Genomic DNA, 18327 nt, shown 5'->3' with positions numbered 1-18327 from the left:
GGCTTTCAGGAGGGTCGGAGTTCTTCAGGAATCACGCTCGCTGGAGGCGAGGTGGCGGCGGGCGCGCCGCAGCACGAGGTAGGCGACGCCGGCCAGCACCGGGATCGACAGGCCGACGATCAGCTCGGCGTCCAGCGGCAGCCCGGCGGCCTTGCCGCCCTTGACGACGTAGCCGACGAGGCCGGCGGCGTAGTAGACGATGGCCGCCATCGACAGCCCTTCGACCGCCTTCTGCAGCCGCAGCTGCAGCTGCGCGCGCCGGTTCATCGACGCGAGCAGCGCTTGGTTCTGCTTCTCGCGGGCGATGCCCACGCGCGTGGCCAGCAGGCCGCTGGCCTGGGCGACGCGGTCGGCCAGCTCGTGCAGGCGCTGCGAGACGGTGTTGCAGGTGGCCACGGCCGGCGTGAAGCGCCGGGCCATGAACTCCTCGATGGTCTGCGTGCCGGGGATGCGTACCTCGCGCAACTCGGCGATGCGGGTGCGCACCAGCTCGGCATAGGCGCGCGTGGCGCCGAAGCGGTACTGGGTCGCGGTGAGCTCGTGCTCGATCTGCGCCGCGGTGCGCGTCAGCTCCTGCAGCAGCCGCTCCTCGTCGGCGCCTTCGTGGGCGATGGCCCCGGTCAGCGTCTCGAGCGAGCGTTCGATCTGCACGATGCGCGGCAGCTGCTCGCGCGCCATCGGCAGCGCCAGCAGCGCGAGCATGCGGTAGGCCTCGATCTCCAGCAGGCGCTGCAGCATGCGGCCGGCCTGGCGCGGCGTCAGGCCGCGGTCCATCAGCACGAAACGCGCGCAGCCGTCGGCGTGGATCTTGAAGTCGGTGAAGGCGTAACCCGCGCCCTCGCCGATCGACGAGCCGACGACGATGTTGCCGGCGAAGTGGTCGCTGAGGGCCTGCGGATCGGGCACCGCCTCGGCACCGGCGACGAGCTTGGCGTGCGCGGCGACGATGGTCTGGCCGGGAATCGTCTCCAGCCAGCCGGCCGGCAGGCGCGTCGTCGCCGGCTCGGTGAACGGCGTCGGGCTCAGGCCCGGCAGCAGGAAGACGTAGCCGGAGAACTCGCCGTGGCGCTCCCACTTGATGCGCAGCTCGCCCAGCGAAGCGCTGAACTGTGTCAGCCCGGCATCCGGCGGCTCGACGCCGAAAGCCTCGAACAGACGCACGACGTGGGCGCGTTCGGACTCGCGATCGACCGGGTCGACCATCACGGCCACATAGGTCGCACGCGACGGCAGTTCCAGAGGCTCGGGCGGCCGGGCGTGGACTTCGTCGGCGAGTTCGAAACGACCTGGATAGTCGGGTGGAAGCTGCGGCATCAGAGGTGACCTGAGGGTTGCGAAGTATGGCATCCCCCCTGATCGATCGAGGCGACACGGATCAAGCAGCGGAGTGCCTCCATTTCAGCGGACAATAAGGGGTTAGCGATAGCACGAGGCCCCCGAGCCCCCGATAAAGCGCCATGGCCACCCGCCGTTCCGCAGCACCGTCCAATTCCGCCCCACAAGGCCCGAAACTCCGTCAGACCCAGGCCGAGTACACCGCTGCCCGTCCGAATGCCGAACCCGGCGTCAAGCCGATGATGTCCAGCTCGAAGATGTACGTGTGCATCAAGTGCCACGCCAACTTCAAGACGGGCGACGGCAAGCCCGATCCGCGCCTGCGCGGCCTGGGCCGCTGCAACAACTGCCTGGGCATCACCAGCCCGGCGACCTGAGTCGGTCGTTGCCGAGGCCGCAGCGTGCTCAGCCGCCGCTGCGGCGCACCGTCCAGCCTTCTTGCTGGAGGAAGGCCTGCACCTTGTCGCGGTGCTCGCCCTGGATCTCGATGACACCGTCGCGCGCCGTGCCGCCGCTGCCGCAGTGCGCCTTCAGGCGCCGCGCCAGCGTGTCCAGCGCGGCGGCGTCGAGCGCCAGCCCGCGCACCACCGTCACGCCCTTGCCCGCGCGGCCGGCGGTTTCTCGGCCGACGCGCACGATGCCGTCGCCGGCAGGCGTGGCCTTGGGCGCGCGGCAGGCGCAGTCGGCCAGCGGAAGGCGGCAGGCCGGGCACATGCGCCCGCTGTCGGTGGAATAGACCAGACCGCCGGCGCCGCTGCGGCGGCGATCGCTCATCGCGCCCATCGTGGGCGCCGGGTCGGGTTCGGCTTCGTCGAGGTCATCGCGCGAGCATAAACGCGCGCCGCCCGGGCCCATGCATCGGGCGCGGCGCTGCGCTACGCTCCCGGCCCGTTCCCGCACTGCACCGCGCCGTGACCCCTGCCGCCCGCCCCGACCCCGCCCCGCGCCCCGAACACTGGCGCCTGGACGCCGGCGACCGCGCCGACGCCTTGCTCGTCGTGCCCGCCGACGCTCGCCGCGAGCGCCGCTTCGAGATCTCGGTGACGATGAGCGTGCGGCCCCGCCCCGGCGCACGCGAGCCCTGGCACGAGTTGCGGGTGCTGGCCGACGGCGAGCTGCAGTGGTCGCGGCGCATCGCCACCGATCCCGCCGGCCGATACGACGGCCTGGACTACCGCTTCCGCCGCGACGTGCCGGTCGGGCGCGAACTGCGGCTGCAGGCCTTCGTCGAATGCGGCGGCGGCGAACGGCTGCGCCTGACGATCGAGGCCGACGAAGACGCCTGAGGGCGCGAGTCCCTGTCGGGATTCGGTTGCAGTTGTCATCGGCCGCGGCGCGCCGCGCAATCGTTCTTTGCACCGGGATGCGCACAGTGACCCGTCCGGGCCCCGTGGCCCGGCGCCACCGCCCGGAGGAGCCATGGCCACTGCCGCCCGTCCCACGCCCTCTCGCCTGCACCGTCTCTGCCTGCCGGCCACCGTGCTGCTGGCCGCGGCTTGTGCGCTGCTGGTCCACGTCGCGGCCGCCCAGCCGGCGGCAGCGGCCACGCTGGAGCAGGTCGACCGCAGCGTGCAGGCCGGCCATCTCGACGAAGCGCGGCGCCAGCTCGGCCGCGTGCTGCAGGCCCATCCCGACGACGCCCAGGCGCACTACGTCGACGCCGAGTTGCTGGCGCGGCAAGGCCTGTTCGGGCCGGCCCAGGACGAGCTGTCCGCGGCGCGGCGGCTGGCGCCCGGCCTGCCCTTCGCCCGGCCCGATGCGGTGCGCGCACTGGACCTGCAGCTCGAACGGCTGGGCAGCACGCACGCCGCCGCGCCGCCACCCGCTCCGGCCAGCGACGCCGTCATCCCGCTGAGCCTGCTGCTGGCGGTGGCCGCCGGCGGCCTGGTCGCCTGGGCGCTGATGCGCCTGGCGCGTCAGACCAGCGTCTCGACCGGCGTGTCGAAGCGGTAGCCGGCGCCGCGTTCGGTGACGATCAGCGTCGGATGGAAGGGATCGGCCTCGAGCTTGCGGCGCAGCCGCAGCACCTGCACGTCGACGGTGCGGTCGTAGACCTCGGCGCCGTTCAGGCGCGACATCGCGAGCAGCTGGTCGCGGCTGAGCACCCGCTGCGGCGCGCCGCAGAACGCGGCCAGCAGGTTGAACTCGTGGTTGCTCAGCTCGACCTGCGCGCCGTCGGGCGAGATCAGGCGGCGCGTGCGCAGGTTCAGCTCCCAGCCGGCGAAGCGGAAGGCACGGCGGCGGTCCTCGCGCGCCGGCGCTTCGGCCGCCTGCGCCGCCAGCGTGCTGCGGCGCAGCTGGGCACGGATGCGCGCCAGCAGCTCGCGCGGGCTGAACGGCTTGGTGACGTAGTCGTCGGCGCCGAACTCCAGGCCCATCACGCGGTCGGCCTCCTCGGCCCGGCCGGTGAGCAGCACGATCGGCAGCATCGCGCGTTCGCGCAGCCGGCGCACGAGCTGCATGCCGTCCTCGCCGGGCAGGCGCAGGTCCAGCACGACGAGGTCGATCGCCTGCTCGTCGAAGACGGCCATCATGCGCGCCCCGCTCTCGACGACCGTCACGCGCAGGTCGTGGTCGCCCAGGTACTGCTGCAGCAGCTCGCGGATCGAAGGGTCGTCGTCGACCACCAGCACGTGCGGCAGGGGCAGCGGCGAATCGGTGGCGTCGACGGACATGACAGACTTGGGCGGTGGAACTGACGGCCGAGACTGTAGCGCCTGCCCTGCCCGCCGCGCCGGCAGCCGCCGGCGCCTGGGCGACGCTGCTGCGCAGCCGTTCGCTGCGCGTGCTGCTGGCCATCGAGCTGGTCGTCGCGCTGGCGGTCGTCGGCCAGCTCTGGTCGACGCGCCGCCAGGTCGTCGAGGCCGAGCAGCGTGAGCTGGCCTCGCTGGCCGGCGCGATGGCGGCGCAGGCCGACGCCACGCTGGAAGCCGCCGCCGCGGCGCTGGGCACGACACGCGACGAACTCGCGCGCGGCCTGATCGCCCCCGGCACCCCCGGCGCCGACGCGCTGCTGCGCGCCCACGTCGCCGGGCTGCCGCAGTTCCGCGCGCTGGACATCACCGACGCCGAGGGCCGGCGCATCGCCTCGTCGCATGCCGACACCGCGCCGGCCGCGCCGCTGGCCGCACACGAGTTCTTCGTCGCCGCGCGCGACGGCGCCACCGGCGCGCTGCACCTGAGCCTGCCGCACGTGCTGCGGCCCGAGGACCCACCGTCGATCAGCGTGGCGATGGACTGGCGCGACGCGCACGGCCGCTTCGGCGGCGTCGTGATGCTGGAGGCGGCGCCCGATTTCCTCGACCGCGACTTCGACCGCCTGTCGCCGTCGGCCGACACGCGCATGGCGATCTACCGCCGCGACCTCGGCCTGGTCGCCGACGGCCCCGGCGACCATTCGCGCGAATGGGCCCAGGACGACGCCGCGCACGGCCTCTGGGACGACCCGCAGCGCGCCCGGACGCGCGAGCTGCAGCTGCCCGGCGGCGAGCGCCGGCTGGTCGCGGCCCGGGCGCTGGCGCGCGCGCCGCTGCTGCTGGTGGTCTCGCGCAGCCGCGCCGCGGCGCTGGCGCCGTGGACACGCCAGGCCTGGCTGGTCGGCGGCTTCGCCGGCTCGGCGCTGCTGGTGACGCTGCTGATGGGCGTGCGCAACGCGTGCGAGCAGGCGCGCCGCCGGGCCAGCGAGGCGGCGCTGGAAGCCGAGCAGGCGCGCACGCTGCGCGCCTTCCAGGCGGCGCAGGAAGGCGCCTGGGAGTGGAACCCCGCCACCGGCCACAGCTACCTGTCTCCGCGCATGAAGGAACTGCTCGGCCTGGCGCGCGATGCCGAAGTGCACGACGGCCCGGTGGCCACCGCGCTGCTGCACCCTGAGGACGTCGAGCCGCTGCGCGCGGCCTTCGTCGAACATGCTGCCGGCCGCCAGGGCGCCTTCGACCGCGTGTTCCGCGTACGCACGCCCGACGGCGGCTGGCGCCACGTGCGCACGCGCGGGCTGGCGGTCGCCGGCCCGGAAGGCGTGCTGCTGAGCGGCACCGCGATCGATGTCAGCGACGAGGTGCAGGCGCGCGAGGAACGGCAGCGGCTCGAGGACGAACTGGGCCGCGCCCGGCGCATGGAGGCGCTGGGCACGCTGGCCGGCGGGGTCGCGCACGACTTCAACAACATCCTCGCGTCGGTCATCGGCTACGGCGAGATCGCGCGCGACGGCCTGCCGCCGGATTCCGCCGCCGCCCGCCCGGTCGAGCGCGTGCTGCAGGCCGGACAGCGCGGCAAGGCGCTGGTCGAACGCATCCTGGCCTTCAGCCGCGGCGCGCCGCGCTCGCGCGTGCCGCTGCGGCTGCAGCCGGTGGTCGACGAGGTGCTGAAGCTGCTGGCCTCGCAGCTGCCGGCCGGCACCTCGCTGCAGCAGCAGCGCCAGGCCCCCGACGCCGTCGTGCGCGGCGACGCGACCGCGGTCTTCGAGGCGGTGATGAACCTCTGCACCAACGGCCTGCAGGCGATGCCGCAAGGCGGCACGCTGGGCGTGGCGCTCGACCGCGTCGAGCTCGCCGAGGAACGCCGCCTGTTCGACGGCCGCCTGGCGCCCGGCCGCTACGTGCGCCTGGTCGTCGAGGACCAGGGCACCGGCATCCCGGCCGAGGTGCTGCCGCATCTGTTCGAACCCTTCTTCACGACCCGCAGCGCGGGCGGCGCTGGCGGCACGCATCGCGGCACCGGGCTGGGGCTGGCGGTGGTGCACGGCGTCGTCGTCGACCTGGGCGGCGCGATCGACCTGCACACGCGCGCCGGCCAGGGCACACGCTTCGAACTCTACCTGCCGTGGTGCGACGAGGCGGTGGCCGACGACGCGGCGGCCGACGACACCGCCACGCTGCCGATGGGCGACGGCCAGGCGCTGCTCGTCGTCGACGACGAGCCGGCGCTGGTCGACCTGGCGTCGGAGCTGCTGGCCGGCCTGGGCTACGAACCCTTCGGCACCGCGTCGAGCGCCGAAGCGCTGCGCCGCTTCGAGGCCGAACCCGAGCGCTACGCGCTGCTGCTGACCGACGAGCTGATGCCCGGCTTGAGCGGCACCGCGCTGGCGCAGGCGGTGCACGCGCTGCGCCCCGGGCTGCCGGTGGTGCTGGCCAGCGGCTGGGGCGGGCCGCAGTTCGAGCAGCGTGCGGCCGGCGCGGGCATCACGGTGACGCTGGCCAAGCCGCTGACGCGCGCCGAGCTCGCGCGGGCCATCGCGCGGGCGCTGCGCGGCTGAAGACGCCGCGTTGCAGCACGGGCTACACGCGTAACGCCCGGCACGGCGCGACGAAACCGCGGCTTGCAGCGCGGCTCGCACAGTGGAGCCATCGCATCGATCCCCGGTGCGACATCGAAGAAGGAAAGCAAGATGTCCACTCGTTTCGCCAAGCCCCTCGTCGTCATGTCTCTGCTGGCCGGCATCGGCGGCGTCGCGCACGCCGAAGGGCTGTACGTCGGCGGCGCGCTGAGCGCACCGGACTACAGCAGCCGCATCAACGGCTTCGGCGGCGGTGACGGCGGCTCGGGCCCGGGCCTGAAGCTCTATGGCGGCTACCACGTGACGCCGAACTTCGCCGTCGAAGGCGGCTACTTCAACCTCGGCCGCTCGCACGCAGACGGCACCGGCGGCACCGCCAAGGCCCAGGGCGTGTTCCTGGACGGCGTCGCCAGCTACGAGTTCGTGCCGAAGTGGTCGGTGCTGGGCAGCCTGGGCGTCGCCGAAGGCCACCTGAAGACCTCGGACGGCACCGACAACAGCCCGGCGCTGAAGGTCGGCGCCGGCCTGCAGTACGACCTGAACCAGAAGACCTCGCTGCGCCTGGGCTACGAGCGCTACCGCTTCGTCAACGCGTTCGACGCCAAGCCCTACGTCGGCCAGACGACCTTCGGCGCGAACTTCGCGTTCTAAGGCCCCCGAAGACCGGGAGGCCGTGCGGCCGGCAGCCCCAGCCGCGACAGCCGCCCGGTGCGGATCGCCTCGGCGATCACCGCAGCCTGGGCCTGCATGCGCTCGGCAGCCGGCGCGTCCTCCGCGCCGGCGACGACGGTCGCGTCGACCGCGTCGCAGCGGCCCATCTGCATGCAGAACATCAACTGAAGCAGCGTGCCGCGGCCGCAATGGCCGCCGAGCGTGCAGCTGGCCAGCAGCACGGCCTCGCCCAGGGTCGCGCCTTCCCTCAGCGTCTCGTCCAGTCCGGCAGCCTGGTCCGGGTGCTGCTGTAGGAACTGCAGCCAGTCGGACAAAGCCCCCCCGGCCCACGGCAGCGCGTCACCGCCGTCGCGCTGCAGGGTCCGGGACAGGGCCGCCCTGACCTGCCGGACCTGGGCGTCGCCCGGGTCATCCGGCAAGTCGAGTGCGACCGAGCTTATCGGAGAGTCCGGGCCGTACACGGCATCGTGCAGCGCCTTGCGCCCGGCCCGCAGCGCCTGCGGCGACTCGCCGTAGAAGAGCTTGCAGCGATCGCGAAGCTGGGTCCTGGCCAGTTCGATATCGCCCTTGATCTGTGCGTCGGCCATCGCCAGCCCGGCGTGGACGTCGTGCACGGACAGCAGGCAATGACCCACGGCCTCGCTGGCGATGAACTTGGCTTCGACCGAGTCCGACTCCAGGCCCGCGCGATAGATCGCGTACAGATCCTCGGGCGAGGCCGTGTTCAGCTGCCGGACCGAAGCCCGCGACGGGTGGGCCTGGGGCGGCGACGGCGGCGGCGCCGAAGGGCTCGCCTGCACCGCGACGGGGTTCGCCACGGCCTCCGCCTGCGGCACGCAGGGCGGGCACCGGCGGCGAGCCCGAGGACGCGAGTGCGCTCAGCGCTTGCCGCAGTAGCGCCCGGCCCAGTGCGCGCAGGGCGGCGGCAGCACCGACGAAGGCCGCATGCCGTCCTCTTGAACGACGCCGCACGGGGACGGATGCGGAGCATCGGGCTGGCGCGAAACGCCCAGCGCCTGCTCGAGCACGGCCGCCAGCCCGTCGACGTCCACGCCGGCCGGCGGCGGCAGCTCCAGCCACTCGGCCAGCGTGCCGATCACGCAGGCGCGCACGGGCCATCCCAGATGCCGCGCCGCCGCCTGCCGCGTGCCGAGCGCCCGCTGGATGGCCCGCTGCAGGCGACAGCGCGCCAGCAGGATGCGTTCGCGCACCTCGGGCACGTCGGGGTTGCGCACCAGCAGCTGGCAGAGTTCGCGGTGGCGAGCATCGGACACGGTTTCGGCCACCGCCCGCGCCAGGGTCGGCGCCGGTGCCCTGCGCATGTCCTCGGGTGCCAGCTGCTCCAGGGGCAGCCGCCGCGACTGCAGCAGCGCCTGCAGGAGGCTGGACTTGCCGTCGAAGTGCCAGTACAGCGCCCCGCGCGTCAGCCCGGCCGACCGCACGATCGCCTCCAGCGTGGCCGAGGCCACACTCGTCTCGACGAAGACGCGACCGGCAGCATCGAGCAGGCGCTGCCGGGTCTCGTCGGCCTGCTGCGCCTTGAGGCCGGAGGCTGCGCGCCGGGCACCCATGGCGTCGCCACCGTCAGCGACGTGCCGGCTCGGCAGGCGCTTGCGCCGCGGTCTGCTCGGTCCAGCCGCCACCCAGAACCTTGTAGAGGGTGACCAGGTTGTTGGCCCGCGCCAGCTCGACACTGATCAGGCCCTGCTGGGCGCTGTACAGGCTGCGCTGGGCGTCCAGGACGTCCAGGTAGCTGTCCACCCCCATGCGAAAGCGCGCGTCGGACAGGCGCAGGCTCTGCTGCGTGGCGTCGACCAGCCGGGCCTGGGCAGACTGGCGGTCGCTGACCGTGGCGCGCACCGCCAAGGCGTCGGCCACCTCCTTGAAGGCGGACTGGATGGTCTTCTCGTAGCTGGCCACGGCGATGTCGCGCTCGGCCTTGGCGCTGTCCAGCGTGGCCTGGTTGCTGCCGGCGTCGAACAGGGGCAGCGACAGCCCGGGCGAGAAGGTCCAGCCGCCGCCGTGTCCGCTCTTGAACAGCTGGCTCAGCTCGGAACTGCTGTAGCCGGCCGAGGCCGTCAGGCTGATGCGCGGGAAGAACGCCGCGCGTGCGGCGCCGATGTTGGCGTTGGCGGCCTGCAGCGTGTGCTCGGCCGAGCGGATGTCGGGCCGGCGCGCCAGCAGGTCCGAAGGCAGGCCCAGCGGCAGGTCGCCGGCGCCGAAGACCCGGGGCAGCACCTGCGGCAGCGCCGGCGGCAGCAGACGCTCCGGCACCTCGGTGCCGACCACCAGGGCCAGGGCATTGCGGTCCTGCGCGACCTGGGCCGTGTAGGCCGCGACGTCCACCCGCGCCGACTCCAGGCTGCTCTGCACCTGACGCAGGGTCAGCTCGGACGACGAGCCCAGCGCGTAGGCGCGCTCGGTCAGCTCCAGCGTCGCCTGGCGGGACTCCAGCGTACGGCGGGCGAGGTCCAGCAGGGCCTGGTCGGCGGCCAGGGTCAGGTAGTCGCCGGCGACCTCGGCCACCAGGCTGATGCGCGTGCTCAGCGCCGCCTCGGCGGTGCCGAGGTAGGCCTGCAGGGCCTGCTCGTTGAGGCTGCGCACGCGGCCGAACAGGTCCAGCTCGTAAGCCGAGAAGCCGATGCCGGCGCTGTAGGCATGGCTGACCGCCGCCTGGCCGGTGCCGGTCTGCTCCGCCGGGGTGCGGGTGCCGGTGCCCGCGGCTGTCGCGTTGACACCGGGGAACAGGTCGGCCCGCTGGATGCGGTAGGCCGCGCGGGACTTCTCGATGCCGAGCACGGCCACCCGCAGGTCGCGGTTGTTGTCCAGCGCCAGGCCGATGAGTTCACGCAGGCGCTCGTCGGCGAAGAAGTCGCGCCAGCCGAGTTCGGCGGCGCTCACGGAGTTCGCCGCGGGCGTGGCCGGCGCCGGGTAGTGGTCCGCCACCGGCAGCGGCGGCCGCTCGTAGACGGGCATCAGGCTGCAGCCGCCCAGCAGGGCAAGCGCCGCCGTGGCGAGGAGCGTGGGGGAAGTCAGCAAGCGGCGCATCTCAACGCACCTCCGTCACGGTGGGTTGGCCGCCCGAGGACGCCGCGGCGTCCGGCGCGGGACGCCGGTCGAACAGCCGCATGACGACCACGAAGAACAGCGGCACGAAGAAGATCGCCAGGAAGGTGCCGGTGAGCATGCCGCCGATCACGGCATTGCCCAGCGCGTTCTGAGCGCCGGAGCCGGCGCCGTTGTTGTGCGCCAGCGGCACGATGCCCAGCACGAAGGCCAGCGAGGTCATGATGATCGGCCGCAGACGCAGCCGGGCGGCCTCCACCGCCGCCTGCATATGGCTGCGGCCCTGGGCCACCAGGTCCTTGGCGAACTCGATGATCAGGATGGCGTTCTTGCTCGCCAGGCCGACGGTCGTCAGCAGGCCGACCTGGAAGTACACGTCGTTGAGCTTCCAGGTCAGAAGAGCCGCCACCAGCGTGCCCAGCACGCCCAGCGGCACGACCAGGATCACCGCGAACGGGATCGCCCAGCTCTCGTACAGCGCCGCCAGGCACAGGAAGACGATCAGCACCGACAGCGCGTAGAGCATCATCGCCTGCGAGCCCGCCTGCCGCTCCTGCAGCGACAAGCCGGTCCATTCGTAGCCGATGCCCTTGGGCAGGCGCGCGACCAGTTCCTCCATCTTGGACATGGCCTCGCCGCTGGACATCATGCCGGGGATGGCCATTCCCAGGATCTCCACCGACGAGACGCCGTTGTATCGCTCCAGGCGCGGCGAGCCGGACGTCCAGTGGCCGCTGGCGAACGTGTCGAAGCGCACCATCTGACCGGCGCTGTTGCGCGCGTACCAGCGGCTCAGGTCCTCAGGCACCATTCGGTAGGCGGCATCTCCCTGGACATAGATCTTCTTGACCCGGCCCTTGTCGATGAAGTCGTCGACGTAGGCGCTGCCCCAGGCGGCCGACAGCACCGCGTTGATGTCCGCCACCGACAGGCCGAGCGCCGTGGCCTTGGCCTTGTCGATGCTGAGCACGTACTGCGGCTTGTCGTCCATGCCGTTGGGCCGCACGCCGGCCAGGCCCTTCTCCTGGGACGCCATGCCCAGCAGCTGGTTGCGCGCGTCCATCAACGCGGCATGTCCCAGGTTGCCCCGGTCCTGCAGCATCAGGTCGAAGCCGGTGGCGTTGCCCAGCTCGGACACGGCCGGCGGGATGATGGCGAACACCGAGGCGTCGCGGATCAGCGTGAAGGCTTGCTGCGCACGCGCCACCACGGCGCTGGCCTTGAGATCTGCGCTCTTGCGTTCGTCCCAGGGCCTCAGCCGCGTGAAGACCAGGCCCATGTTCTGGCCGCGGCCGGCGAAGCTGAAGCCGCTGACCGCGAAGGTCGACTCGACGGCGTCCTTCTCGTCGACCAGATAGTGCTTCTCGACCGCCGCCAGCACTTCGCTGGTCCGCTCGGACGTGGCGGTCGGCGGCAACTGCACCAGCGTGAAGACGGTGCCCTGGTCCTCGTCGGGCAGGAAGCCCTTGGGCAGCTTGATGTAGGCGCCCACCACCAGCAGCGACAGAACGCCGTAGATCAGCAGGTAGCGGCGGCTGCGGTGCAGCACGTGGCGCACCGCGCCGCCGTAGGCGACGCTGCTGCGGCGGAAGTTGCGGTTGAACCAGCCGAAGAATCCGGACGTGGCCTCGGCGTGCCCTTTTTCCACCGGCCTGAGCAAGGTCGCGCACAGGGCCGGCGTCAGCACCAGGGCGGTCAGCACCGACAGCGCCATCGCCGAGACGATGGTGATCGAGAACTGGCGGTAGATCACACCCGTGGAGCCGCCGAAGAACGCCATCGGCACGAACACCGCCGCGAGGACCAGGGCGACGCCCACCAGCGCCCCGGTGATCTGGTTCATGGACTTCTTGGTCGCTTCCTTCGGCGACAGCCCTTCCTCGCTCATCACCCGCTCGACGTTCTCCACGACCACGATGGCGTCGTCGACCAGCAGGCCGATGGCCAGGACCATCGCGAACATCGTCAGGGTGTTGATGTTGAAGCCGGCGGCCATCAGCACGCCGAAGGTGCCCAGCAGCACGACCGGCACCGCGATCGTCGGGATCAGCGTGGCGCGGAAGTTCTGCAGGAACAGGTACATGACCAGGAACACCAGCACGACGGCCTCGACCAGGGTCTTGACCACCTCCTCGACGGCGATGCGCACGAAAGGCGTCGTGTCGTACGGCTTGACCACCTTCATGCCCGCGGGGAAGTAGGGCTGAAGCTCGTCCATCTTGGCCTCGACGGCCTTGATGGTGTCCAGCGCATTGGCCCCCGTCGCGAGCTTCAGGGCCAGGCCCATGGCCGGCTTGCCGTTGAAGGTGCCGCTGATGGCGTAGTTCTCGCTGCCGAGTTCCACCCTCGCGACGTCCGACAGGAAGACCTGCGAGCCGTCGGTCTGCGTGCGCAGCAGGAGCTGATTGAACTCGTCCACCGTCTGCAGCCGCGTCTGGGCATTGATGGTGGCATTCAGTTGCTGGCCCTTGAGCGATGGGGCACCGCCGAACTCGCCAGCCGAGACCTGCGCGTTCTGCGCCTGGATGGCGGCGCTGACGTCGGCCGGGGTGAGCTTGTACTGGTTGAGCTTGCTGGGGTCCAGCCAGATGCGCATCGCGTACTGCGCCCCGAAGAGCTGGGTCTCGCCGACGCCGGGAACACGGCTCATCGGCTCCTGTACGGAGGAGGCGACGTAATCGGACATGTCCGCGCTGCTCATCTTCCCGTCTTCGGAGATGAAGGCCAGCACGGCCAGGAAGCTGCTGGAAGACTTGGTGACCTTGACGCCCTGCGACTGCACCGCCTGAGGCAGCAGCGGCGTGGCCAGCGCGAGCTTGTTCTGCACCTGCACCTGGGCGGTGTCGGGATTGGTGCCGTTCTCGAAGGTCAGCGTGATCGACACGTTGCCGGTCGAGTCGCTGGTCGAGCTCATGTAGAGCAGGCGGTCCAGCCCCTGCATCTTCTGCTCGATGACCTGGGTGACCGTGTCCTCCAGGGTCTTGGCGGAAGCGCCCGGGTAGGTCGCCGAGATGGCGATCGAAGGCGGCGCGATGCTGGGGTACTGCGCGACCGGCAACGCCTTGATCGACAGGATGCCGGCCAGCATGGTGACGATGGCCAGGACCCAGGCGAAGACGGGCCGTTCGATGAAGAAGCGAGCCATGATGTGTGCGTCTCCAGCGCGGGGTCAGGAACGGGCGGCCGAAGCGGCTTGCGGCGGAGTGGGCCCGGCGCCGGCGGGCAGCACCTCCACGGTCTGACCGGGACGGATCTTCTGCAGCCCGTCGACGACCAGGCGGTCGCCGGCCTTCAGGCCCGATGTCACCATCCAGCGGTCCCCGATGGTCTGCCCCGTCTGCAGCGAACGCAGCTCGACCTTGTTGTCCGGCGTGACGACGTATGCGGTGGGGTCGCCCTTGGTGTCGCGCACGATGGCACGCTGGGGCACGGCGATGGCCTGCTCGGCGACGCCTTGCTGGACGACGGCGCGCGCGTACATGCCCGGCAGCAGTTCGCCCTTGGGGTTCGGGAACTCGGCCCGGATGGTCACGGCGCCGCTGGTCGGGTCGACCGAGACTTCAGCGAACTTCAGCTTGCCTGCCAGGGGGTAGCGGCTGCCGTCTTCCAGCAGCAGATCCACCTTGGCGGCGTCGGCACCCGCATGCTTGAGCTGACCGGCCTCGAGCGCGCGCTTGAGCCGCAGCAGCGCCGCGCTGGGCTGCGTGACGTCGACGTAGATCGGATCGAGCTGCTGCACGGTCGCCAGCGCGGTGGTCTGGTTGGCCGTGACCAGCGCCCCCGGGCTCACCGAGGACCGCCCCACCCGGCCGGAGATCGGGGCACTGACCCGCGTGTAGGACAGGTTGATGCGGGCGGTGGCCAGGGCCGCCCGGGCGGAATTGACGTCGGCACGCGCCTGCAGCAAGGCGGCGGCGGCGTCATCGGCGTCCTGCTGGCTGACGGCCCTGATCTTCACCAGCTCGCCGTAACGCTCGGCCTTCAGCCGGGCACTGACCAGGGTGGCTTCGGCACGCTCCAGCGCCGCCTGGGCCGAATCGACCGTCGCCTGATAGGTCGCGGGGTCGATCTGGTAGAGCAGGTCGCCGGCCTTGACCAGGCTTCCTTCGATGAAGGCACGGCGCTGCACGATGCCGCCGACTTGCGGACGCACGTCCGAGACCATCTCCGCCGTCACCCGGCCAGGCAGTTCGCGCGTGATCGGCAAGGCCTGGGCCTGCACCGTGACGACACCCACCTGGGGAACGGCCAGTGCAGGCGGCGGACCGCCGGCGGGCGGCTTGCCGCAGGCCGTCAGCAAGACGATGGCGGTGGCGGCGGCAGCAGCCGGCACGCTTTTGGTGAAGGGGGTGTGAGACATGGTGGGGCACTCCGGCCGAGAGCTTTTCTAAACTGAACTGTACGGTATCTTATTGGGTTTCGCGACTCCCTGCTCGGCAACGCGGACTTGGGGGCCGAGGCCGTGACGGAGTCCACGCCCGGCGCCGGCCGCCGGCGGCCGGCGGGGCGGGCACAATCCCGCACCCAGGCCGGAGCCGCTTCAGCCCGCCCCCGAACTACCGATTGCGGGACCGACTCCCATGCGTACCAAGAGCGAAGAGCGCCGACAGCACATCGTCAACGTCGCGGCCGGGGTGTTCGAGGAGGTGGGCTTCGACAAGGCCTCCATGGCAGAGATCGCCCAGAGAGTCGGAGGCTCCAAGGCCACGCTCTACAACTACTTCAGCTCCAAGGAAGAGCTGTTCGTGGCGGTCATGGACCGCTCCGCTCATCGGCTCATGGGTTCGGTGTTCGACCACCTCGAGCGCCCGGGCCCGCTGCGCGAGGTCCTCGTGAACATCGGCGTGCAGTACATCGAAGGCCTGCTGTCGCCCGACATGGTGGCCTTCGGCCGCATGGCCATCGCCGAAGGGGATCGCAGCGACGTCGGCCGCCTGGTCTTCGAGAAAGGCATCTCGAAGGGCTGGGGGAAGATGCGCGACTTCCTCGCGAAGCTGCTGGCCGCGCAAGGGCGCGCCGATGTGGACGCCATGACGGCGGCCTGGCACTTCAAGGCCTTGGTGGAATCCGAACTGCGCGAGAAGCGCCAGCTCGGCGTCTATCGCGACATGCCGCCGGCGACAACGGTTCGCACGACGGTGTCTCAGGGCGTCGACCTGTGGCTGCGGGGTTACGGCCTGGACGCCGACACCGTGCTGAGCGCCACCGGGAAGGATCAGCCGCGCTAGTACTTAGGCGGGACACCCGCCTGCCCCAGGCGGACCTTCAGCGTGTGGCGCGAGGGATGCAGCACCTTGCGTCCGCCGGTTCGCTCATCGAGCGTCGTGACACCGGGCCGTCTCACAGCCCGTGCGACAACTTTCGGAACGCACAAAGAAAAAATGCCTGATTCCAGGGGAATCAGGCATTTTGTGCGTTGCCGCTTATTCGGTGGGGTGGCTGATGGGAGACCATTGGCCACCGCGAAACCCCAGCTCTCACAGGCACTTAGAGCCGACGCAACACAGGTCTGTGCATCAGATTGTGTGACAGGACCGAGCGCACGGCAAGCGCCTGGCAAGGTCGCCAAACCCGGGACCGATGTGCTAGATTTGCGGTGCCCTGGCGGTAGGCGGCCCCCCGGCTACCTGCAGTCACCTTTCACTGTCACTCTGTGACCTCCTGTAGGCGTCCTGGTCAACTTGGTGTATCCCTGTTGGCAGCGCCATATTGGTTAGCTGAATATCCGCGCGCTTGCGCGCTGGGCGCGCCAGGGTTGTGAAAGGAATCGTTGAGATGAAGAAGAAACGTCCCAACGACCGCCCTGTTCGCGATTGGTTTGGGATGGGCATTGCACTTGTGCAACTCATCACTGCCATCGTGAACGCGGTCTTCAACTATCAGCTAGCCAATGCCCGCGAAGTGGCTGCACAAGTTTGAGCGAAAGCCAGGTCGTTGGGTTTTCGAGCCTTCCCCTGAAGCGCGCGCAGAGGGCGTCGAGGTCAAAGAGCTCGTCGAGTCCCACTGGAAGGCCCCAAGCTACTACTTTCACCTGCGGCAGGGAGGCCACGTCGCCGCACTGATGCGCCACCAACGAAGCACCTGCTTCGTCAAGGTCGACATCGCCGACTTCTTCGGCTCAGTCAGTCGCTCCCGCATCTCGCGCGTGCTGAAGGAGTTCGTCAGCCACGCGGAGGCCAGACGGATTGCAACGGCGAGCACGGTTCAACATCCCGAAGACCCAGCCCGGCAAATCCTGCCATATGGGTTCGTCCAGTCGCCGCTGCTGGCCTCGCTCGCGTTGCACAAAAGCGGGCTGGGCAAGTACCTCGACCAACTGCATCGCGAGAACAGCGTCGTCGTCACCGTGTACGTCGACGACATCATCGTGTCGGGTAACGACCCCGAAGAACTAGGTGACGTGCTGACGACGATGAAGACCAAAGCGCAGCGGTCGCGCCTCGCCTTCAGCGACGACAAGGAACAGGGCCCGGCGGCAACCATCTCCGCGTTCAACATCGAACTTGCGGCAGGTACTCCGCTTTCGGTCCTGCCACCGAAGCTGGCCGAGTTTCGTGAAGCCTTCCAGGCCTCGACGAGCGAACTGCAACGCGCGGGCATTCAGGGCTACGTGCGCAGCGTGAACCCGGTTCAGGCGGACTCGTTGCCCTGACAGGCCGGACATGTCCGCGAAAGGCGCCCGATGGGCGCCTTTCGCGTTACGGGCTGCCCTCGACCTGCGCCGACTCGACGCCGCACAGCAGGTCGGCCGCCCGCTGGGCCTGAGCGGCGGCGGTGAAGATGGCGCGCTTGTCGTGCTTCAGCACGGCCAGCCACGCGGCCAGGTACGCGGCATGGTCCTCACGCGGTTCCGGGCTGAGCCGGCTGCCGGCGCACACGAAGGCGGCGCCGAGCTCGGCAACGAGCTCTTCCATCGCGTAGGCCTGGTCGCCGAAGCGCTGGCCGAACTGGCGCGCCAGGCGGTCCGGGTGGCCGGTCCAGTGCACGAGCTCGTGCGCCAGGGTGCCGAAGTACGCGGCGGCATCGCGGAAACGCGAAGCATCGGGCATCTGCACGAGGTCAGGCCCCGGTGCGTAGAACGCGCGGTCGCCGCCGTGGCGAACCGTCGCGCCTGCCCGCGCCACCAGGGCCAGCGCGTCGGCGTCGGGCTGGATGGCCGCGGGCACCTCGGGTGCGGCTGGCGCAGCCAGCCCATCCACCTGCTCGGTGTTGAAGACCGTGTAGCTGCGCAGGAAAGCCACCGCCCGCCGTGCCGGGGCTTCGCCTTCGACCGCCTCGGTGCCCTCCTTGCTGGGGCTGAACTGACCGGCATAGACCACCATCGTGCCGCGCTCGCCCTTGCGAACCTGCCCGCCCAGCGCCTCGGCCTGGCGGTAGGTCAACCAGGTGCGCGATGTGAAGCCGCGTTCCATCGCTGCGCCCCACAGCAGCAGAACATTCACGCCACGATACGGCTCGCCGCCGTGCCGGCGGGGCAGCATGCCGCCGCTGGCGGCGCCACGGGACCACGGGCACGACCAGGGGCGGACGCCCCGGTCCAGGGCCTCGACGATTCGACGGGTGACCTCGGCGTAGAGGTCGCGCTGCTGTTGCTTGCCTTCCATGACTTGCTCCTTTAGGGCTGGGGGTGCGTGTGGCACCCCGTGCCCGTCGGCGAGACCGGGGGTAGAAGAGCGCAACCGCCGCAGGCCTGGAAGGGGCACACCCCGGCTGCACGACAGGAAGCTGGGGATGCCAGGCCGGAGGGCACGCCGCAGCGTGCGGACGGTTGCGCGGCGCGAGGGGAGACCCCTTAGCAGGGTCATATCGAAATTTCGCTGACAGCGAAACACAACTTGCGCTGGGCGAAGTTCTTCGGCTACACTCCGCCCCGAGGCTGACAGAGATAACTGTCGACTGTTGGGGTGCTACAGCACCCTGTGGGGCCGAAAGGCTCTAACTACTCGCAAGCCCACGCCGCACGGTGCCGGTCCTCCGGTGCG

At 70.8% G+C, this 18327-nt stretch carries 17 protein-coding genes; 8 read left to right on the top strand and 9 right to left on the bottom strand.

The annotated features are described in order from the left end of the window. Positions 1–24: 24 nt before the first annotated feature. Positions 25–1314 carry a DUF3422 family protein gene (locus tag RGE_RS08140; RefSeq protein ID WP_014427862.1) on the bottom strand — a complete coding sequence of 430 codons (1290 nt, stop codon included), beginning with the start codon at positions 1312–1314 and terminating at the stop codon, positions 25–27. Between the two features lie 263 nt (positions 1315–1577). Here RGE_RS08140 and RGE_RS24825 point away from each other — a divergent pair, with 263 nt between their 5' ends. After that, positions 1578–1712 carry a hypothetical protein gene (locus RGE_RS24825; RefSeq protein WP_259373736.1) on the top strand — a complete coding sequence of 45 codons (135 nt, stop codon included), beginning with the start codon at positions 1578–1580 and terminating at the stop codon, positions 1710–1712. Between the two features lie 28 nt (positions 1713–1740). On the opposite strand, the gene RGE_RS08135 is transcribed toward RGE_RS24825, so the two are convergent. Beyond that, a complete protein-coding gene (locus RGE_RS08135; protein ID WP_014427860.1) occupies positions 1741–2109 on the bottom strand; it encodes a translation initiation factor Sui1 in 369 nt (122 codons plus the stop codon). Positions 2110–2246: 137 nt separating this feature from the next. On the opposite strand from RGE_RS08135, the gene RGE_RS08130 reads away from it, so the two are divergent. Together RGE_RS08130 and RGE_RS23100 are read left to right on the top strand one after the other, a co-directional pair. Continuing rightward, entirely contained in the window at positions 2247–2621 is a 375-nt protein-coding gene (locus tag RGE_RS08130; RefSeq protein WP_014427859.1) for a hypothetical protein, read from the top strand. Positions 2622–2754: 133 nt separating this feature from the next. Then, positions 2755–3288, top strand: a complete 534-nt coding sequence (locus tag RGE_RS23100; protein WP_014427858.1) for a tetratricopeptide repeat protein — start codon at positions 2755–2757, stop codon at positions 3286–3288. On the opposite strand, the gene RGE_RS08120 is transcribed toward RGE_RS23100, so the two are convergent. After that, the gene (locus RGE_RS08120) at positions 3252–4010 is read right to left on the bottom strand and encodes a response regulator (protein WP_014427857.1); all 759 of its coding nucleotides are present in this window, start codon (positions 4008–4010) and stop codon (positions 3252–3254) included. The two genes, RGE_RS23100 and RGE_RS08120, sit on opposite strands and share 37 nt — an antisense overlap. 14 nt (positions 4011–4024) lie before the next feature. On the opposite strand from RGE_RS08120, the gene RGE_RS23095 reads away from it, so the two are divergent. Together RGE_RS23095 and RGE_RS08110 are read left to right on the top strand one after the other, a co-directional pair. Continuing rightward, the gene (locus RGE_RS23095; protein ID WP_014427856.1) at positions 4025–6586 is read left to right on the top strand and encodes an ATP-binding protein; all 2562 of its coding nucleotides are present in this window, start codon (positions 4025–4027) and stop codon (positions 6584–6586) included. A 132-nt stretch (positions 6587–6718) separates the two neighbouring features. Further along, positions 6719–7258, top strand: coding sequence for an outer membrane beta-barrel protein (locus RGE_RS08110; RefSeq protein ID WP_014427855.1), 540 nt, complete (start codon positions 6719–6721; stop codon positions 7256–7258). On the opposite strand, the gene RGE_RS08105 is transcribed toward RGE_RS08110, so the two are convergent. Genes RGE_RS08105 through RGE_RS08085 form a run of 5 tightly spaced genes read right to left on the bottom strand, consistent with a single transcriptional unit; the run spans position 7255 to position 14705 of the window. Then, on the bottom strand, positions 7255–8097 hold the full coding sequence (locus tag RGE_RS08105) for a hypothetical protein (protein WP_014427854.1): 843 nt from the start codon (positions 8095–8097) through the stop codon (positions 7255–7257). The genes RGE_RS08110 and RGE_RS08105 overlap by 4 nt on opposite strands. A gap of 60 nt (positions 8098–8157) precedes the next feature. After that, positions 8158–8850 (bottom strand): TetR family transcriptional regulator, encoded by a 693-nt coding sequence (locus RGE_RS24900; protein ID WP_014427853.1) that lies wholly within the window; start codon positions 8848–8850, stop codon positions 8158–8160. Positions 8851–8863: 13 nt separating this feature from the next. Further along, positions 8864–10327 (bottom strand): efflux transporter outer membrane subunit, encoded by a 1464-nt coding sequence (locus RGE_RS08095; protein WP_014427852.1) that lies wholly within the window; start codon positions 10325–10327, stop codon positions 8864–8866. Position 10328: 1 nt separating this feature from the next. Beyond that, a complete protein-coding gene (locus RGE_RS08090; RefSeq protein ID WP_014427851.1) occupies positions 10329–13490 on the bottom strand; it encodes an efflux RND transporter permease subunit in 3162 nt (1053 codons plus the stop codon). Between the two features lie 24 nt (positions 13491–13514). Continuing rightward, positions 13515–14705: an efflux RND transporter periplasmic adaptor subunit gene (locus RGE_RS08085; RefSeq protein WP_014427850.1), complete on the bottom strand. Its 1191-nt coding sequence runs from the start codon at positions 14703–14705 to the stop codon at positions 13515–13517. A gap of 220 nt (positions 14706–14925) precedes the next feature. Between RGE_RS08085 and RGE_RS08080 the strand changes: the two genes are divergently transcribed. The 3 genes from RGE_RS08080 (at position 14926) to RGE_RS08075 (ending at position 16997) form a co-directional block, all read left to right on the top strand. Then, complete coding sequence (locus RGE_RS08080) at positions 14926–15573, top strand: TetR/AcrR family transcriptional regulator (RefSeq protein ID WP_014427849.1); 648 nt, start codon at positions 14926–14928, stop codon at positions 15571–15573. Positions 15574–16120: 547 nt separating this feature from the next. Further along, positions 16121–16264, top strand: coding sequence for a hypothetical protein (locus tag RGE_RS24270; RefSeq protein ID WP_014427847.1), 144 nt, complete (start codon positions 16121–16123; stop codon positions 16262–16264). Beyond that, positions 16236–16997, top strand: coding sequence for a reverse transcriptase domain-containing protein (locus RGE_RS08075; protein WP_014427846.1), 762 nt, complete (start codon positions 16236–16238; stop codon positions 16995–16997). The genes RGE_RS24270 and RGE_RS08075 overlap by 29 nt, the downstream gene beginning before the upstream one ends. 46 nt (positions 16998–17043) lie before the next feature. Here the strand turns inward: RGE_RS08075 and RGE_RS08070 are convergent, their stop codons facing one another. Then, on the bottom strand, positions 17044–17949 hold the full coding sequence (locus RGE_RS08070; RefSeq protein ID WP_014427845.1) for an ArdC family protein: 906 nt from the start codon (positions 17947–17949) through the stop codon (positions 17044–17046). Positions 17950–18327 lie beyond the last annotated feature (378 nt).

This window comes from Rubrivivax gelatinosus IL144 (assembly GCF_000284255.1).
Taxonomy (GTDB): Bacteria; Pseudomonadota; Gammaproteobacteria; order Burkholderiales; family Burkholderiaceae_C; genus Rubrivivax; species Rubrivivax gelatinosus_A.
The sequence above is the reverse complement of the archived record's forward strand: the minus strand, read 5'-3'. Positions and strand labels throughout refer to the sequence as shown.

What these genes read in the sequence shown, in the direction of transcription:
- RGE_RS08140 (WP_014427862.1), bottom strand. Translation starts at nt 1,314, where the DNA reads ATGCCGCAGCTTCCACCCGACTATCCAGGTCGTTTCGAACTCGCCGAC.
- RGE_RS24825 (WP_259373736.1), top strand. Translation starts at nt 1,578, where the DNA reads ATGTCCAGCTCGAAGATGTACGTGTGCATCAAGTGCCACGCCAACTTC.
- RGE_RS08135 (WP_014427860.1), bottom strand. Translation starts at nt 2,109, where the DNA reads ATGAGCGATCGCCGCCGCAGCGGCGCCGGCGGTCTGGTCTATTCCACC.
- RGE_RS23100 (WP_014427858.1), top strand. Translation starts at nt 2,755, where the DNA reads ATGGCCACTGCCGCCCGTCCCACGCCCTCTCGCCTGCACCGTCTCTGC.
- RGE_RS08120 (WP_014427857.1), bottom strand. Translation starts at nt 4,010, where the DNA reads ATGTCCGTCGACGCCACCGATTCGCCGCTGCCCCTGCCGCACGTGCTG.
- RGE_RS08110 (WP_014427855.1), top strand. Translation starts at nt 6,719, where the DNA reads ATGTCCACTCGTTTCGCCAAGCCCCTCGTCGTCATGTCTCTGCTGGCC.
- RGE_RS24900 (WP_014427853.1), bottom strand. Translation starts at nt 8,850, where the DNA reads ATGGGTGCCCGGCGCGCAGCCTCCGGCCTCAAGGCGCAGCAGGCCGAC.
- RGE_RS08095 (WP_014427852.1), bottom strand. Translation starts at nt 10,327, where the DNA reads ATGCGCCGCTTGCTGACTTCCCCCACGCTCCTCGCCACGGCGGCGCTT.
- RGE_RS08090 (WP_014427851.1), bottom strand. Translation starts at nt 13,490, where the DNA reads ATGGCTCGCTTCTTCATCGAACGGCCCGTCTTCGCCTGGGTCCTGGCC.
- RGE_RS08085 (WP_014427850.1), bottom strand. Translation starts at nt 14,705, where the DNA reads ATGTCTCACACCCCCTTCACCAAAAGCGTGCCGGCTGCTGCCGCCGCC.
- RGE_RS08080 (WP_014427849.1), top strand. Translation starts at nt 14,926, where the DNA reads ATGCGTACCAAGAGCGAAGAGCGCCGACAGCACATCGTCAACGTCGCG.
- RGE_RS24270 (WP_014427847.1), top strand. Translation starts at nt 16,121, where the DNA reads ATGAAGAAGAAACGTCCCAACGACCGCCCTGTTCGCGATTGGTTTGGG.
- RGE_RS08075 (WP_014427846.1), top strand. Translation starts at nt 16,236, where the DNA reads ATGCCCGCGAAGTGGCTGCACAAGTTTGAGCGAAAGCCAGGTCGTTGG.
- RGE_RS08070 (WP_014427845.1), bottom strand. Translation starts at nt 17,949, where the DNA reads ATGGAAGGCAAGCAACAGCAGCGCGACCTCTACGCCGAGGTCACCCGT.